The organism is Pseudomonas sp. BAY1663, assembly GCF_000582595.1.
Taxonomy (GTDB): Bacteria; Pseudomonadota; Gammaproteobacteria; order Pseudomonadales; family Pseudomonadaceae; genus Stutzerimonas; species Stutzerimonas stutzeri_AF.
Genome location: NZ_AZSV01000020.1, coordinates 46,249 through 60,194 on the forward strand (window position 1 = coordinate 46,249; position 13,946 = coordinate 60,194).

14 protein-coding genes are annotated in these 13,946 nt (G+C 63.8%); 7 read left to right on the plus strand and 7 right to left on the minus strand.

From position 1 onward, the window contains the following. The first annotated feature begins 12 nt into the window (after nucleotides 1–12). The 5 genes from BAY1663_RS08320 to BAY1663_RS08340 all read left to right on the plus strand — a co-directional run bounded on the left by BAY1663_RS08320 (nucleotide 13) and on the right by BAY1663_RS08340 (nucleotide 4,678). The gene (locus BAY1663_RS08320; protein ID WP_037039444.1) at nucleotides 13–750 is read left to right on the plus strand and encodes an S-methyl-5'-thioinosine phosphorylase; all 738 of its coding nucleotides are present in this window, start codon (nucleotides 13–15) and stop codon (nucleotides 748–750) included. Between the two features lie 152 nt (nucleotides 751–902). Further along, nucleotides 903–1,400, plus strand: coding sequence for an LEA type 2 family protein (locus tag BAY1663_RS08325; RefSeq protein WP_037039447.1), 498 nt, complete (start codon nucleotides 903–905; stop codon nucleotides 1,398–1,400). A gap of 24 nt (nucleotides 1,401–1,424) precedes the next feature. Next, nucleotides 1,425–1,595 (plus strand): SEC-C metal-binding domain-containing protein, encoded by a 171-nt coding sequence (locus BAY1663_RS23525; RefSeq protein ID WP_128576167.1) that lies wholly within the window; start codon nucleotides 1,425–1,427, stop codon nucleotides 1,593–1,595. A gap of 7 nt (nucleotides 1,596–1,602) precedes the next feature. Continuing rightward, nucleotides 1,603–2,067: a DUF2489 domain-containing protein gene (locus BAY1663_RS08335; RefSeq protein WP_037039449.1), complete on the plus strand. Its 465-nt coding sequence runs from the start codon at nucleotides 1,603–1,605 to the stop codon at nucleotides 2,065–2,067. A 73-nt stretch (nucleotides 2,068–2,140) separates the two neighbouring features. Continuing rightward, the gene (locus tag BAY1663_RS08340) at nucleotides 2,141–4,678 is read left to right on the plus strand and encodes a penicillin acylase family protein (protein ID WP_037039452.1); all 2,538 of its coding nucleotides are present in this window, start codon (nucleotides 2,141–2,143) and stop codon (nucleotides 4,676–4,678) included. Nucleotides 4,679–4,696: 18 nt separating this feature from the next. Here BAY1663_RS08340 and tsaA read toward each other — a convergent pair whose 3' ends face one another. The 4 genes from tsaA to BAY1663_RS25115 all read right to left on the minus strand — a co-directional run bounded on the left by tsaA (nucleotide 4,697) and on the right by BAY1663_RS25115 (nucleotide 8,772). Beyond that, nucleotides 4,697–5,404 carry a tRNA (N6-threonylcarbamoyladenosine(37)-N6)-methyltransferase TrmO gene (gene tsaA, locus BAY1663_RS08345; protein WP_037039454.1) on the minus strand — a complete coding sequence of 236 codons (708 nt, stop codon included), beginning with the start codon at nucleotides 5,402–5,404 and terminating at the stop codon, nucleotides 4,697–4,699. Between the two features lie 103 nt (nucleotides 5,405–5,507). Further along, nucleotides 5,508–6,716 (minus strand): tryptophan synthase subunit beta, encoded by a 1,209-nt coding sequence (gene trpB / locus BAY1663_RS08350; protein ID WP_037039456.1) that lies wholly within the window; start codon nucleotides 6,714–6,716, stop codon nucleotides 5,508–5,510. Between the two features lie 136 nt (nucleotides 6,717–6,852). Further along, the gene (rimO, locus tag BAY1663_RS08355) at nucleotides 6,853–8,178 is read right to left on the minus strand and encodes a 30S ribosomal protein S12 methylthiotransferase RimO (RefSeq protein WP_037039458.1); all 1,326 of its coding nucleotides are present in this window, start codon (nucleotides 8,176–8,178) and stop codon (nucleotides 6,853–6,855) included. Nucleotides 8,179–8,325: 147 nt separating this feature from the next. Then, a complete protein-coding gene (locus BAY1663_RS25115; RefSeq protein WP_256206617.1) occupies nucleotides 8,326–8,772 on the minus strand; it encodes a DUF1652 domain-containing protein in 447 nt (148 codons plus the stop codon). Between the two features lie 373 nt (nucleotides 8,773–9,145). On the opposite strand from BAY1663_RS25115, the gene BAY1663_RS08365 reads away from it, so the two are divergent. Both BAY1663_RS08365 and BAY1663_RS08370 read left to right on the plus strand, forming a co-directional pair. After that, nucleotides 9,146–10,315 carry a hypothetical protein gene (locus tag BAY1663_RS08365; RefSeq protein WP_037039463.1) on the plus strand — a complete coding sequence of 390 codons (1,170 nt, stop codon included), beginning with the start codon at nucleotides 9,146–9,148 and terminating at the stop codon, nucleotides 10,313–10,315. An 11-nt stretch (nucleotides 10,316–10,326) separates the two neighbouring features. Next, nucleotides 10,327–11,049: a ferritin-like domain-containing protein gene (locus tag BAY1663_RS08370; RefSeq protein WP_037039465.1), complete on the plus strand. Its 723-nt coding sequence runs from the start codon at nucleotides 10,327–10,329 to the stop codon at nucleotides 11,047–11,049. A 74-nt stretch (nucleotides 11,050–11,123) separates the two neighbouring features. Here BAY1663_RS08370 and BAY1663_RS08375 read toward each other — a convergent pair whose 3' ends face one another. From BAY1663_RS08375 to BAY1663_RS08385, 3 genes are all read right to left on the minus strand, one after another. Then, nucleotides 11,124–11,567, minus strand: a complete 444-nt coding sequence (locus BAY1663_RS08375) for a DUF421 domain-containing protein (RefSeq protein WP_037039467.1) — start codon at nucleotides 11,565–11,567, stop codon at nucleotides 11,124–11,126. A 9-nt stretch (nucleotides 11,568–11,576) separates the two neighbouring features. Beyond that, nucleotides 11,577–12,086 (minus strand): hypothetical protein, encoded by a 510-nt coding sequence (locus BAY1663_RS08380; protein WP_037039468.1) that lies wholly within the window; start codon nucleotides 12,084–12,086, stop codon nucleotides 11,577–11,579. Nucleotides 12,087–12,200: 114 nt separating this feature from the next. Further along, on the minus strand, nucleotides 12,201–13,760 hold the full coding sequence (locus BAY1663_RS08385; protein ID WP_037039471.1) for a sensor domain-containing diguanylate cyclase: 1,560 nt from the start codon (nucleotides 13,758–13,760) through the stop codon (nucleotides 12,201–12,203). Nucleotides 13,761–13,946: the final 186 nt, after the last annotated feature.

Here is a 13,946-nt window from a genome sequence, read left to right on the forward strand (position 1 = left end):
AAAGGAACGACCATGACTGTCCATGCCATCATCGGCGGCACCGGCCTGACCGAACTGAGTGGTTTCGTCCTGCACGAGGCCCAGCACATCGATACGCCGTACGGCGCGCCCTCGGCGGTAGTCCTGCGCGGCGAATACGCCGGCAGGGAGGTCCTGTTCCTCGCCCGCCACGGCCATCCGCACCGGATCCCGCCGCATCAGGTCAACTACCGCGCCAATCTCTGGGCGCTGAAGCAGGCCGGCGCCGAGGCCGTGCTGGCGGTGAACGCGGTGGGTGGCATCCATTCGGCAATGGGCCCGGGGCACTTCTGCGTGCCTCACCAGTTGATCGACTACACCTACGGTCGGGCGCATACCTTCTTCGAGGACGACCTCGAGCATGTCACCCACGTCGATTTCAGCTATCCCTACGACGAAGAGCTGCGCGAGCGGTTGATCGGGGCATTGGCCGCCGAACGCTTCGCCTTCAGCAGTCATGGGGTATATGGCTGCACCCAGGGGCCGCGCCTGGAAACCGTCGCCGAGATCGTTCGAATGGAGCGCGATGGCTGCGATATCGTCGGCATGACCGGCATGCCCGAGGCGGTACTCGCCCGCGAGCTGGAGTTGCCCTATACCTGCCTGGCGCTGGTGGTCAATCCCGCAGCGGGCAAGTCGAGCGGCGTGATCACCATGGCTGAGATCGAGGCTGCGCTGCGCGAGGGCATCGGCAAGGCCCGCGCGGTGCTCGCCCGGGTACTGGCGGGCTAGACAGCGCCGTGGTCATGCCCCTCGCCGGTGCCTTGGCGAGGGGGGCGGAAACCTCGTTGTCATACGGCGGCACGAGACTGGTAATTTTGCGGTGGGCCCCATTGCGGCAAGCATGTTGCTTGCTACACTTGGCCGTCCTATGGAGTACCGGAATGTTTTGCCAGGCACGCACGATAAGAATAGTGAAAATAGTGGTGTTGCTGAGTTTGCTTGGCGGCCTGGTGGGTTGTTCCACTTGGTTCACCGGTGACTTCAAGGACCCCGAGGTCCAGCTCACCAAGGTCGATATCATCAAGGCGAGATTGCTGGAACAGCAGTTCATGCTGCGCTTTCGCATCGACAACCCCAACGACCGCAGCCTGCCCGTTCGCGGGCTGATCTATACCGTTCACCTCAACGACATCGAATTGGCCAGCGGCGAGTCCAGCGGCTGGCTGACCGTGCCGGCCCATGGTTTCGAGTACTACGAGGTGCCGGTGCACACCAACCTGTGGCGCCATATGAAATACATCGTGCGGTTGCTGGAGAAGCCCGACCGTCCGATCCGATATCGCCTGGATGGCGAGATCAAGACCGGCCTGATGCTCGGCCGGCGCGTGCACATTTCCAGCGATGGCGAGATAATCCCGGGTAACTTTATTCCGGAGTAGTACCCAGATGAATCATGAAGCCACGTGCACGGTCCCGATTGCAACCACGATCACGACCATGAACACCACCACGTGCATGGTCCGCATTGCAGCCACGGCCAGGAGCCGGTGCGCAACCCGCTGAAGGATGTCGGTCGCAACGACCCTTGCCCGTGCGGCAGCCAGAAGAAATATAAAAAGTGCCACGGCGCCTGAGCCTGCCATGACACCCCTGATGCTGAGTCTGCTGGTGGTCGGAGCGCTGCTGATTGTGGCGCTAGCCGGCTGTGCGCTGTATCTCTGGCGCCGCGTCTGGCGCAATGAGCGGTTGCAGGCGCAGACTCGCGAGCAACAACAGCTGGCACTGGCGGAGGACCTGCGAATCCTCGCCAACTGCCTGCTGGACGAGCAGTTGCCGTTGATCGAAGGGGCGATCCGCATCAAGGTGCTGCTCGACAACTACGACGCCAGTCTCGGCCAGCATCCGCGTTGCCAGGTCTTCCAGGTGCTTTTCGAGGCGACCAGGGAGGTGCCGACCCATGCCGCCTGGAGGGCACTGGACAAGCGCGAGCGGCGCCACCACGAAGCCACTTTCAGCGCGCTGGAGCTGCAACACAAGGCGGAGGCCCGCCGCTCGGCCCGTTGGCTGCTCGACGAGGCTCTGCCAAAATTCCCCGACGCCGCCTGATCGCCCGATCGTCATCGCTGCGCGCCATCCAGTCTGATAGTCCTTCCTTGCCCAGCCCGCACAGGAGCCGTCGATGTCTTCGCGTCTGCCATTCCCTCTGGTTCGCCTGGCCCTGGTGGCCACATTCGGCGTGTTCGGCCTCAGCGGCTGCCAGGCCTATCTCGACAATCGCTACAGCGCCAGCCTGCCGCCGGCGCAGGGCATCCAGCCGCTGACCGGGCTGGCGGGCAGTGCGAGTATCCGGCGCAATTCGCTGGGCATGCCGCTGATCGAAACCTCGTCGTTTCACGATGCGCTGTTCGCCATGGGATACGTCCACGCCAGCGACCGGCTGAGCCAGATGGTCAGCCTGCGCTTGATGGCCCAGGGTCGCCTGGCGGAAATGGTCGGCCCCGGCGTGCTGGAGACCGACCGTTTCATGCGCGCGGTCAATCTGCGCCAGAGCGCCGAGCTGCTGTACCGTGAATCCTCGCCGAGGATGAAGAAGTTCTTCGAGGTGTACGCCCGTGGCGTGAACGCCTACCTGTATCGCCATCGCGACAAACTGCCGATGGACCTCGCCGAGTCCGGCTACAAGCCGGAGTACTGGAAGCCCGAGGATTCGGTGCTGGTGTTCTGCCTGCTGAATTTCGGCCTGTCGCAGAACCTGCAGGAAGAGGTCGCCGCGTTGCTGATGGCGCAGAAAGTGGGTAGCGACAAGCTGGCCTGGCTGTTGCCCATCTACCCGGACGAGGCGTTGCCGTTCGACGAGGCGGACAAGCTCAAGGGCTTGAAGCTGGGTGGCAGCGTGCCCGGGCTGGCGGCACTCGAACGTGCCACGCAGCCGCTGGCGGCTCTGACGCCGGCCGGCATGGCGGCCTCCAACAACTGGGCCATCGCCGGCAGCAACACGCGCAGCGGCAAGCCGATCCTGGCCAACGACACGCACCTGCCGCTGTCGATGCCCTCGTACTGGAATTTCATGCAGGTCCGCGCACCGAAGTTCCAGGCGGCGGGCGTCACCATCGCCGGCGTCCCTGCCGTGGTGGCTGGCTTCAACGGCAAGCTCGGCTGGGGCATGACCATGGTCATGGGCGACAACCAGGACCTCTATCTCGAGCAGGTGCGTCGCGAAGGCTCGCGGCTGATGTACCTGGCCGATGGCAAATGGCTGCCGGCCCGCGAGCGCCACGAGACCTACTTCGTCAAGGGCGAGCGGCCGATCCGCGAGACCATTTTCGAGACCCGCAACGGCCCGCTGCTCAACAGCGTACTCGGCGAGCGCAAGCACCCGCTGCAACCGTTGCAGCTCGGTAGTGGCTACGGCCTGGCACTGAAGACCACGCAGCTGGAAGCCGATCGCACGCTGGACGCCTTCTTCGACCTGTCCCGCGCGCAGTCGGTGGACCAGGCCTTCGAGGCGACCCGGGAGATTCGCGCCGCCGCGCTCAATCTGGTCTTCGCCGACCAGCAGGGGATCGGCTGGCAGGTTACCGGGCGTTTCCCCAACCGTCGCGAGGGGCTGGGGCTGGTGCCGTCGCCGGGCTGGGACGGTCGCTACGACTGGGATGGCTATGCCGACCCGATGCTGCATCCCTACGACCAGGACCCGTTCCAGGGCTGGCTAGGCACCGCCAACCAGCGCAGCGTGCCGCGCGGCTATGGCATGCAGCTGTCCAGCTCCTGGTACGGCCCGGAGCGCTATGAGCGGCTGGCGGAGCTGGCCGGGCGCGGCAAGCATGACACCCGCAGCACCATCGCCATGCAGTACGACCAGGTCACGCCGTTCGCCGCCAAGCTGCGGGCGATGTTCGAGGCGCCGGGTATGGCCGGGCCGCTGCGCCGGGCGATCGATGCGCTGCCGGCCGCCGAACGCAGCAAGGCGCGTGAGGCGCTGGATCGGTTGCTCGCCTTCGATGGCAAGCTCGCGGCCGATTCGGCCAACGCCGCGCTGTATGGCGCCTTCCTGCACGAGAGTGCGCGGCAGATCTTCCTCGACGAACTGGGGCCTGAGGACTCGCCGGCCTGGCGTGCGCTGGTGCAGACGGCCAACACCTCCTATTCGGCCCAGGCGGACCATCTGCTCGGCCGCGAAGACAGCCCGTTCTGGAACGACCAGCGCACCGCGCAGCGCGAAGACAAGCCGGCGATCCTGGCGCGCAGCCTGGCCGTTGCGGTGAGCCTGCTGGAAAGCCGTCTCGGCAACGAGCGCAGCGCCTGGCGATGGGGCAAGCTGCATACGGCTCGCTGGACCTCCGGCGCGACGCAGCTGGCGCCGCACATGGCGGCCGGCCAGCGCAGCAAGATCAACGCCATCGGCAACTACCTCGATCGTGGTCCCTATGCCATGGGCGGCGATCACAGTACGCTGAATGCCTCGGCCTATCACCTGGGCACGGACTTCGATACCTGGCTGATCCCGGCGATGCGCATCATCGTCGACTTCGGGCTGGACGAGCCGATGATCGGGCTGAACAGTTCGGGCCAATCCGGCAACCCGGCCAGCCCGCACTACGCCGACGGCATCGAGGCGTGGCTGAAGGCACAGTACCTGAGCTTCCCGTTCAAGACGGAGAATCTCGACAAGGTCTATGGCACGCAGCGCCTGTTGCTGACCCCGGCCGGCAAGTGAGGTCGCGCCGCGCCGGCCTCAGGTCGGTCGCGGCGTCGCGGGTATCACCTCGAGCACGCGGATCGTGCCCGGCGCAGGGTAGTGCCAGCGCACGTCGACATCCCAGAACTGCGCGCCGTAGCGCCGCTCGGGCTCCGGCTTCTGGTACGCGGGGCGCGGGTCCTGCGCCAGGCATTGCTCGATGAGTTCCACCAGCGGCTCGCCGAGGCGCAGCGCTTCGCGGCGGGCCTGCTGCAACCCGCTTTCCGTCCACTGCACCTCGATCAGCGCCGGCGCGTCCGCAGCCATTTCGTTGCGCGCATCCGGCAGCGCGTCGGCGTAGGGCACATAGGGCTTGATGTCCAGCACCGGCGTGCCATCCAGCAGGTCGATGCCGGAGACGAACAGCCGATCCGCTTCGACCCGATCCAGCCTGACCACCGATTGACCGATACCGTTGGGGCGATGCGTCGCGCGGGTGGCGAACACGCCGACCATGCGATTGCCGCCCAGGCGCGGCGGTCGCACCTTGAGACGTGGCGTGCTTTCCAGCGCCTGATGGAAGAGGAACAGCAGCCATACATGGCTGACCTGTTCGAGCCCGGCCACCGCATCGCCCTTGTCGAACGGCGGAAGCAGTTCCAGCACGCCGCGTGCGGCCGGGGCCAGGCTGGGTTGGCGCGGAATGGCGAACTTCTCCTTGAAGCAGGAGCGGACGTAGCCGATCGGCGAGACGCTGTGTTGCATGGGGCAGGCCTGGATACGGACGGGCGGCTGGGCATCTTACCCGCTATGGCGCCGCGTTGCGCAGCGGGCCGCTCCGGTTACGGCGACGGCCCGCTGCGAAGCGTTACAGACCGAGCAGCTTGGCGACGTAGTCGGCATCCTTGTCGCCGCGGCCGGAGAGGTTGACCAGGATGTGGCTGTCCTTGCCCAGCGTCGGTGCGGTGCGAATCGCCCAGGCCACCGCGTGGGCGCTTTCCAGGGCAGGGATAATGCCCTCCACGCGCGACAGGGTCATGAAGGCATCCAGACACTCCTGGTCGGTCGCGGTCTGGTAGTTCACCCGGCCGATGTCCTTGAGGTAGCTGTGCTGCGGGCCGACGCCGGGATAGTCCAGGCCGGAGGCGATGGAGTGCACCGCGGACGGGTTGCCCTCGGCGTCCTCCAGCACGTAGCAGGCCATGCCGTGCAGTTCGCCGGGTTTGCCCTTGGACAGGGTCGCCGAATGGCGGCCGGGCTTGTCCAGGCTTTCGCCGGCCGGCTCGATGCCCACCAGCTCGACCGCGGCGTCTTCGAGGAAGGCGGTGAACATGCCCATGGCGTTGGAGCCGCCGCCGACGCAGGCGACCACGTGATCCGGCAGGCGGCCGTGTCTGGCGAGGAACTGGCCGCGCGCCTCGTTACCGATGATCGACTGGAAATCGCGGACCATCTTCGGGAACGGATGCGGGCCGACCACCGAGCCGATGGCGTAGAGGTAGTTGTGCGGGTCTTTCAGGTATTCCTCGAAGGCGCTGTCCACCGCTTCCTTGAGCGTCGCCGCGCCGCGGGTGACTGCCACCAGCTTGCAGCCGAGGATCTTCATCTTGGTGACGTTGGGATGTTCCTTCTCGATGTCCACCTGGCCCATGTGGATTTCGCAGGGGATGCCCACCAGCGCGCAGGCGGTGGCCAGGGCGACACCGTGCTGGCCGGCGCCGGTCTCGGCGATCACCTTGGTCTTGCCCATGAACCGGGCAAGCAGTGCCTCGCCCAGACAGTGATTGATCTTGTGTGCCCCGGTGTGGTTCAGGTCCTCGCGCTTCAGGTGGATCTGGGCGCCACCGAGCTGCTCGGAGAGGCGCCGGGCATGGAAGATCGGGCTCGGCCGGCCCACGTAGTCGGCGAACAGCGCCGCCAGTTCCTGCTGGAAATCCTCGCGTTGGCGGATCTCTTCGTAGGCCAGGTCGATGTCGTCCATGGCCTGCTTGAGGTGCGGCGGCACCAGCTGGCCACCGTAGGGGCCGAAGTAACCGTGGGCATCGGGCATGGCAGTGAAGCGAGAATCGGACGACATGGTTTTTCTCCGGAGGCGAAGGCGGGCTGCCGATCATAGCCATTGGCCGCGATGCTGCAAGCGGGCGCAGCGCCGCATTGCCAGGCGGTAGAAATGAAAACGCCCCGTCTGTGCGGGGCGTCTCGCGACGGGCGGGTCAGATTGCCTCGGCCCAGAGGTCATACTCATCGGCGTTGGTCACCCGTACGCGTACCTTGTCGCCGGGCTGCAGTGGTCGCTCGCTGTCGACGTAGACCATGCCGTCGATCTCCGGAGCGTCGGCCCAGGAGCGGCCGATGGCGCCGTCCTCGTCGACTTCGTCGATCAGTACGTCCATTTCCTGGCCGACCTTGCGCTGCAGGCGGGCGGCGCTGATCGCCTGCTGGTGTGCCATGAAGCGGTCCCAGCGCTCCTGCTTGATCTCGTCCGGTACCGGCTCCAGGCCCATTTCCTCGGCCGGCGCGCCCTCGACCGGCGAATACTGGAAGCAGCCGACGCGGTCGAGCTGGGCTTCGGTGAGCCAGTCGAGCAGGTACTGGAAGTCTTCCTCGGTCTCGCCGGGGAAGCCGACGATGAAGGTGGAACGAATGGTCAGCTCGGGGCAGGCCTCGCGCCACTGCTGGATGCGCGCCAGGGTCTTGTCCTCGAAGGCCGGGCGCTTCATGGCCTTGAGCACCTTCGGGCTGGCGTGCTGGAAGGGGATGTCGAGGTACGGCAGGATCTTGCCGGCGGCCATCAGCGGGATCACGTCGTCGACGTTGGGGTACGGATAGACGTAGTGCAGGCGCACCCACACGCCCATCTGGCCGAGCGCCTCGCACAGCTCGAGCATGCGCGTCTTGACCGGCTGGCCGTTCCAGAAATCGAGCTTGTACTTGAGGTCGACGCCATAGGCGCTGGTGTCCTGGCTGATCACCAGGATTTCTTTCACGCCGGCCTTGACCAGGCGCTCGGCCTCGGAGAGCACGTCGCCCACCGGCCGGCTGACCAGCTTGCCGCGCATCGACGGGATGATGCAGAAGCTGCAGGTGTGGTTGCAGCCTTCGGAAATCTTCAGGTAGGCGTAGTGGCGCGGAGTGAGCTTGATGCCCTGCGGCGGCACCAGGTCGACGAAGGGATCGTGCTCGATGCTCGGCGGTACGACCTCATGCACGGCATTGACCACCTGCTCGTACTGCTGCGGACCGGTAACGGCCAGCACGCTGGGATGCACGCCGCGGATGTTGTTCTCGTCCACGCCCATGCAGCCGGTGACGATCACCTTGCCGTTCTCGGCGAGCGCCTCGCCGATGGCATCCAGCGATTCGGCCTTGGCGCTGTCGATGAAGCCACAGGTATTGACCACCACCACATCGGCATCCTCGTAGGACGGTACGATCTGGTAACCCTCCAGGCGCAGCTGGGTGAGGATGCGCTCGGAGTCGACGGTTGCTTTTGGACAGCCCAGCGACACGAACCCGATATTTCCGACTTTCTTCGACATTGCAGGCCGCCTCGGTTCTCACGGCATGGAAAAAATAGCGCGCGAGTATACAGCTATCCGAGGATTTTCGATGCCTGTCGCGTAGCTGAAGCAGCGCCGATCGTCAGTGCGCAGATACCGTGGTTCGGCGTGGCCGGCCTTGCTGCTTCAGGACAGTTTTTTTCCGTCGAACTGCATGCGAGGACGCGCCAGCTGGTCCATGAGCCCGGGATTGGCGGCCTCGAGATGAACCTCGACCGTGCGTATCAGTTGGAAGAGTTCGGCATGGGACAGCGAGGTCGCGCAAGGAATGCCGTCAAGAGTGCAACTGACGCCGGCTTCGTCGCGGATGGTGACCGTGATGGTGCTGGGTGAGTCCATCGCGGCATAGAAGTGGAGGGGGGAAAAATACGCCCGAATCGCATTGAACGCTTCAGGCAGTCGCAAGGATTTCATCGCTGGGTTCCCATGGCAGGCAGGACGCTCGGCGCTGCCGAGCGTTACTGATCGATTCGTTCTCACCAGTGCAAAATCTTTGCCGTTGAGCAATGGGTACGAGGCGAACCGAGGTCGATGCTTGCGTTGCGCCATTGCAATCCGGGGGCGCGCCGTCACTCGTGCTGCTCCATGGGGTACCGCAAGCGCTTTCCACCTATGCCTCTACCAGTGGCCCGTTGCTCCTAGGTGAAGCGTAGTTCCTCCCCGACGCCTTCTTGCCCCACCCGGGGCACCATCGGGACTATCCGACGAGCGGGTAAAACCCTGTAAGCGCGGGCAAGCGAAGCGGCGAGGCGGGCAGGCACGGGATGTCTGGCGGGGCGGCATTCCTTGACTGGCTCGCTTCATCGGTCATCCGCGCCTGGAGCACTTTTCCGCCTGGCGGGGGCAATTGAATTCTCGGCGCGGCTCACCGGTCAGCCTTAAGGATCGCCCACTTCCCGGCGCGATCCCTGATTGCCCGATATTCACGCACGACAACGGAGGCTCCATGGAGACCCTTTCCGGAATTTTCGACAACAAAGGTACGCCCCTGGATAAACAGAAATTCACATGGAAGGAAATGGCCGGCAAACCGATCAGCAAGCTCGATGACGATGCGTTTACCCGCGTGCGCATCATCCTCATGAATGGGGTGGAAACCGATTCGCTACGCCTCAAGCACGGCATTGCCCGTTTCAACAAGGAGCTGCGCTTGCCGCTGGCCGAGATTCGTCGCACCGAGCAGCACCAGGCGACCATGATCAATTGGCTGATCGGTGCCGACCACTCGCCGCTGGAAACCACCGTCGCCTATGAACAGGTCGCGATCGAGGTCACTGCCGCGGTGGCGCAGAACGAGCCTGATCCCTACCAGGCACAGACCTATCGCTTCGGTCTGCTGGAGGATTTCGACCACCTGTATCGCTACTCGGCCATGCTCGACCGCCTGGAAGGCAAGGATGCCAACAATATCCTGCAGGGTTATACCGATATCGTCCCAGGGCGCAAAACCTCCGAGCATCATCGCCATCCGCAGAACGACATCCGCGACAACTACGAGAAGAACACGGCGGCGCTGATCACCAAGATTCACGCGGCACTGATCACCGGTGCGGAATACCAGACCCACGACTATTACCAGAACATCGGTCCGCTGTTCGCCGATCCGCTGGCGCGGCAGCTCTATGCCGAGATCGCCTCGGTGGAAGAGCAGCACGTCACCCAGTATGGCTCGTTGTCCGACCCCAGCGAGAGCCACATCGAGAAGTGGTTGGTGCACGAGGCGATGGAGGTCTACATGTACGCCAGTTGCGCCGAGCAGGAAACCAATCCGCGGATCAAGGCGATCTGGGAGCGCTTCCTAGACTACGAACTGGGCCACCTGAACGTCGCCTGCGAATGGTTCAAGAAGATCGAGGGCCGTGATCCGGCGGAGATCCTGGCCGGCCCGCTGCCGAAGATGGTGGAGTTCAAGAGCCAACGCGATTTCGTGCGCCAGGTACTGGCGGCCGAGGTCGACCTGCGCTCTGCCGGAACGGCCTACGTGGACAAGGCCAAGGAGCCGCAATCCTCGCTTGACTACCGTAAACACCTGGCTTCCCAAGGGCTCGCATCGGACATCGTGTCCGCGGGCTACCAGTGGGCGCCGGGTGGTGAACTGTTTCGCAAGGCTTCCTGAGGAGAACCAAGATGGCGACTGCAGCAAAGCTTGGCACCAATTTCACCGGTGTGCAGATGTCTCCGAAAGATACTCAGCGGCTGATGGAGGCCGTCGAACATACGCATCCCGATGTCGCAGGTGACGACAGCCTGCTCATGATCGAGCGTAGCAAGCGCAATGAAGAGGCCGACCGTATCGGCTCGGTCCCCGTTCCCGGTTCGGCGAAGGGAATGCTCAAATCCACTTTCGACATGGTCAAGGGCAAGAGCCCTGAAGTACTGGTCGACAAGCTTGGCGAACGGATCGCCTTCGAGCGCAATGGGGTTCGCCTGTACGACGCGATGCTCGCCAAGGTCAAGGCAATGGATGTCGTGGGCTCCGACCTGGTGGCAGTGCTCCAGCATATTCGCGACGAGGAGTTCGAGCATATGTTGATGGTCGAGGATGCCATCAGGAATCTGGGCGCCGACCCCACCGCGCAGACACCGTGCGCCGATGTCGCCGCGGTAAAGTCCATGGGCCTGATGCAGGTACTGACCGATCCGCGAACCAACATCGCGCAGGGCCTCAATGCGCTCCTGACCGCCGAGCTGGAGGACAATGCCGCGTGGGAACTGCTGATCGAGCTGGCCGAAGCCGGCGGTCACTCCGGTATCGCCAAGGGCTTCGTCAAAGCCAAGGCGCAGGAAGATGACCATCTGATCAAGATCAAGACATTGGTGCGGCGAGGCTTGATCAGCGATATCAAATAGAAGGCCAGGATCGGGACTGATTTGGCGTGCCTGCGGGTACGCCTTTTTTACTGGGGGGGCGATTAAACGACAGGCTATTCCTGCGGAATGATGGAGATTTTTCCGTTCCTTTCGAGTATCGCGAACTTGATCTGAGCGAGGCTTTCCAACCCCTGCGTGCTCCGAGCCGCTTCCAGGATGTCGCTCTCGTCCACTCTCGCTCGCGCCAGACGTGGCTTGATGGTCTTGCCGTACTCAACAAGAATCATCGGTTCGCCATCCAGGTATTTCGCGACCCTGGGCGACCATTGCTTGATCAATGACAGGAATATGTTTATCGCCACCAGCGAGCAGATCACCAGCATGGCGTTGGTGACGGAAAAGTCATCGCCGAGCAGCGCCTGCTGAGTCGCTTCGCCGATGATCAACAACAAGACGAAGTCGAAGTTGGTTATTTCGGATAACGTTCGCCGTCCCGCAATCCTGAAGAGTACAAGCAGGATCAGATATATCGCGGCAGCTCGTAGAACCGAGTCCATCTTGGCGTCCTATGGGTAGACCAGCTGCCAGATACCGACACGCTGTCCGTTCGACCTCACCGAGAATCTGGCCAGACCTATGGCGTCGGGGCGAATGGTGAAGTAGGCCGCGACCCAGCCATCGCCGTCGGCCTTGAACTGCAGCACCAGCCCCGCCCCGGTACTACGGGACTCCACCGGCTGGGGCTGGATCGTCTCGATCGTGAAGGTATCGAGAAATTTCCCGTCGATGGTTATCCGGGCATCGCCTTCGGGGTTGGCTTTTGCGCGAATCCTGATGCCGCTCGATGCGGCATTGCGTTCGAATCGCTGGTATTCGACCTGCAGCTCCCTGGACGCAGTGGCGGATATGCTCTTGCTGAGCGGGCCGGTGCTGAACAAACCCAGCAACGTAGCCAGAACGATGGTGCCGAGCAGTATCCAACCCAGTCGCTCCATGTGCCAGAGCCTGGCCTGAACCTCCATGTCCTCCTGGATGGGATGACTTCTATTTCGCATAGAGTCATCGGTAGTCGTCATGGTCTTCTCCAATCCGCGCAGCGGGATTGCTAGACATGTGACGTTGCGCGGAAGGGCGGGTTCCGCCTGGTATGCGGCATGAAGGCGCGACGTCTGGTCATGGCCGCCGGCCTATCAGTCCTCGGCGATCACCAGCCGGTTGCGGCCGCGCTGCTTGGCTTGATACAGCGCCTTGTCCGCTGCCTTGATCGCTTGTTCGACGCTCTGCTCGGCAGGCTGGCAGATAGATACGCCGATCGAGATGGTGACCGGTTCGATGCATGGCATTCGTGCCACGCACTCACGCAGGCGTTCGGCGACCAGCACGGCCACGTCGATATCGGCTTCCGGCAGAAACATGAGGAACTCCTCACCGCCGTACCGGCACAGCACGTCCGCTGAGCGGGACGCTGAGCGCATCAGTTCGGCGACCTGGCCGATCACCGCATCGCCGGCCGCGTGCCCATGGCCATCGTTGATGCGTTTGAAGTGATCGATGTCCAGCGCGACGACGGCGAACGGGTTGCCTTGCGCCTGCAGTATGTCCAGCGCATTGGCCATGCCGCGGCGATTGCGCAGGCCGGTCAGCGGGTCGGTCTGGACGTCCTGATGCAGCCTGCCGATCTTCTGTTCGAGCAGGCCGATGCCCAGCAACAGGGCGCGCTTGAGCTGCGCCGTTTCGAAATACCAGGAGGGGACCTTGCGAATGCGCTCGGAGATATCCGGCGTATCCAACTCGCTCGCCCCCTGCGCCAGCTGCCATAAGGGACGGGAAATCAGGCGCGCCAGGGTCCATATGCAGAGCAGCACCAGCGCCACCGGGAACGCGGTATGGCCGAGCACGCCCAGCATGTGGTCGTTGAGCTCGACCAGCGTGGAGGCCGTCGGACGCTGGGCCACGATTCCCCAGCCGGCAATGGGCACCACGGCGTAGCCCGCCAGCATGTCGACGCCCTGGCTGTTGATCACGCGCTGGCTGCCGGAACGCCCAGCCACGACCGCATCGATCACCTGGTTGTTGGTGACGATGGTTCCCACGCGCGCGGCGTCGGGGTGGTACAGCAGCCGGCGGTCACCGTCGACGGCATAGAGGTAGGAGCCGTCCTGGTAATGATGCTCGCCCAGCAGGCTGTTGAGGATGTTCTCCTGGCGCAGATAGATGGTGCCGCCCACGTATCCCAGGTATTGCCCGTCACGCATGATCGGCTGCGAGATGAAGACCACCAGGTTGCCCGCGGCGGAGACGTACGGTTTGCTGATCATGGGGCGACGTTCACGCCGCGCCTCCAGCGCGCCTGGTGAAGCAAGCTGCTGGCCGATGATCTCCAGGGTCGCCGGCGCCGTGGCCAGAACCTCGCCGTCGCCGCGGGTGATGACAATGCTGTTGAAGCTGTTGGTCTGCTCGTTGAGGCGCTGTGCCTCTGCCTCCACCATCCGGGGGGCATCGAGCTGCCGGGCCAGCTGGGTCGCGCTGAAGCGCAGTTGCTGCTGGGCCGAGCGGAAGAACTTCTCGGTGCTGTCGGCGAGTTTGGCTGCGTAGGTGCGGTTGGCTTCCAGCGTGCTATCGATGAGTAGCTGCCGCTGTACCTGGTAGCTGGCGTAGAAGCTGATCCCCAGCGTGGCCAGCGAGCTCAGTATTGCCAGCAGCAGAATCAATCGGCGCAGATCCAGGCGGAATACGGAAGCGGTGAGCATAGGTTACCGGGCTTGGCTGGCGGCACCGCATGTTAGGCCCAAGAATCGCAAGGCTTCCAGTGTAATCGGGAAATTCTGTGCAAAACCGCCACGGCGGCGATCGTCCGCCAGGGACGGCAAGGTTACAAAACAAAGGCCAGTGTGTGAGGTTCCCTGCAGATTATCGTGGGCAGAGGCAGCTGGTAT

What these genes read in the sequence shown, in the direction of transcription:
- BAY1663_RS08320 (WP_037039444.1), top strand. Translation starts at nt 13, where the DNA reads ATGACTGTCCATGCCATCATCGGCGGCACCGGCCTGACCGAACTGAGT.
- BAY1663_RS08325 (WP_037039447.1), top strand. Translation starts at nt 903, where the DNA reads ATGTTTTGCCAGGCACGCACGATAAGAATAGTGAAAATAGTGGTGTTG.
- BAY1663_RS08335 (WP_037039449.1), top strand. Translation starts at nt 1,603, where the DNA reads ATGACACCCCTGATGCTGAGTCTGCTGGTGGTCGGAGCGCTGCTGATT.
- BAY1663_RS08340 (WP_037039452.1), top strand. Translation starts at nt 2,141, where the DNA reads ATGTCTTCGCGTCTGCCATTCCCTCTGGTTCGCCTGGCCCTGGTGGCC.
- tsaA (WP_037039454.1), bottom strand. Translation starts at nt 5,404, where the DNA reads ATGCAACACAGCGTCTCGCCGATCGGCTACGTCCGCTCCTGCTTCAAG.
- trpB (WP_037039456.1), bottom strand. Translation starts at nt 6,716, where the DNA reads ATGTCGTCCGATTCTCGCTTCACTGCCATGCCCGATGCCCACGGTTAC.
- rimO (WP_037039458.1), bottom strand. Translation starts at nt 8,178, where the DNA reads ATGTCGAAGAAAGTCGGAAATATCGGGTTCGTGTCGCTGGGCTGTCCA.
- BAY1663_RS08365 (WP_037039463.1), top strand. Translation starts at nt 9,146, where the DNA reads ATGGAGACCCTTTCCGGAATTTTCGACAACAAAGGTACGCCCCTGGAT.
- BAY1663_RS08370 (WP_037039465.1), top strand. Translation starts at nt 10,327, where the DNA reads ATGGCGACTGCAGCAAAGCTTGGCACCAATTTCACCGGTGTGCAGATG.
- BAY1663_RS08375 (WP_037039467.1), bottom strand. Translation starts at nt 11,567, where the DNA reads ATGGACTCGGTTCTACGAGCTGCCGCGATATATCTGATCCTGCTTGTA.
- BAY1663_RS08380 (WP_037039468.1), bottom strand. Translation starts at nt 12,086, where the DNA reads ATGACGACTACCGATGACTCTATGCGAAATAGAAGTCATCCCATCCAG.
- BAY1663_RS08385 (WP_037039471.1), bottom strand. Translation starts at nt 13,760, where the DNA reads ATGCTCACCGCTTCCGTATTCCGCCTGGATCTGCGCCGATTGATTCTG.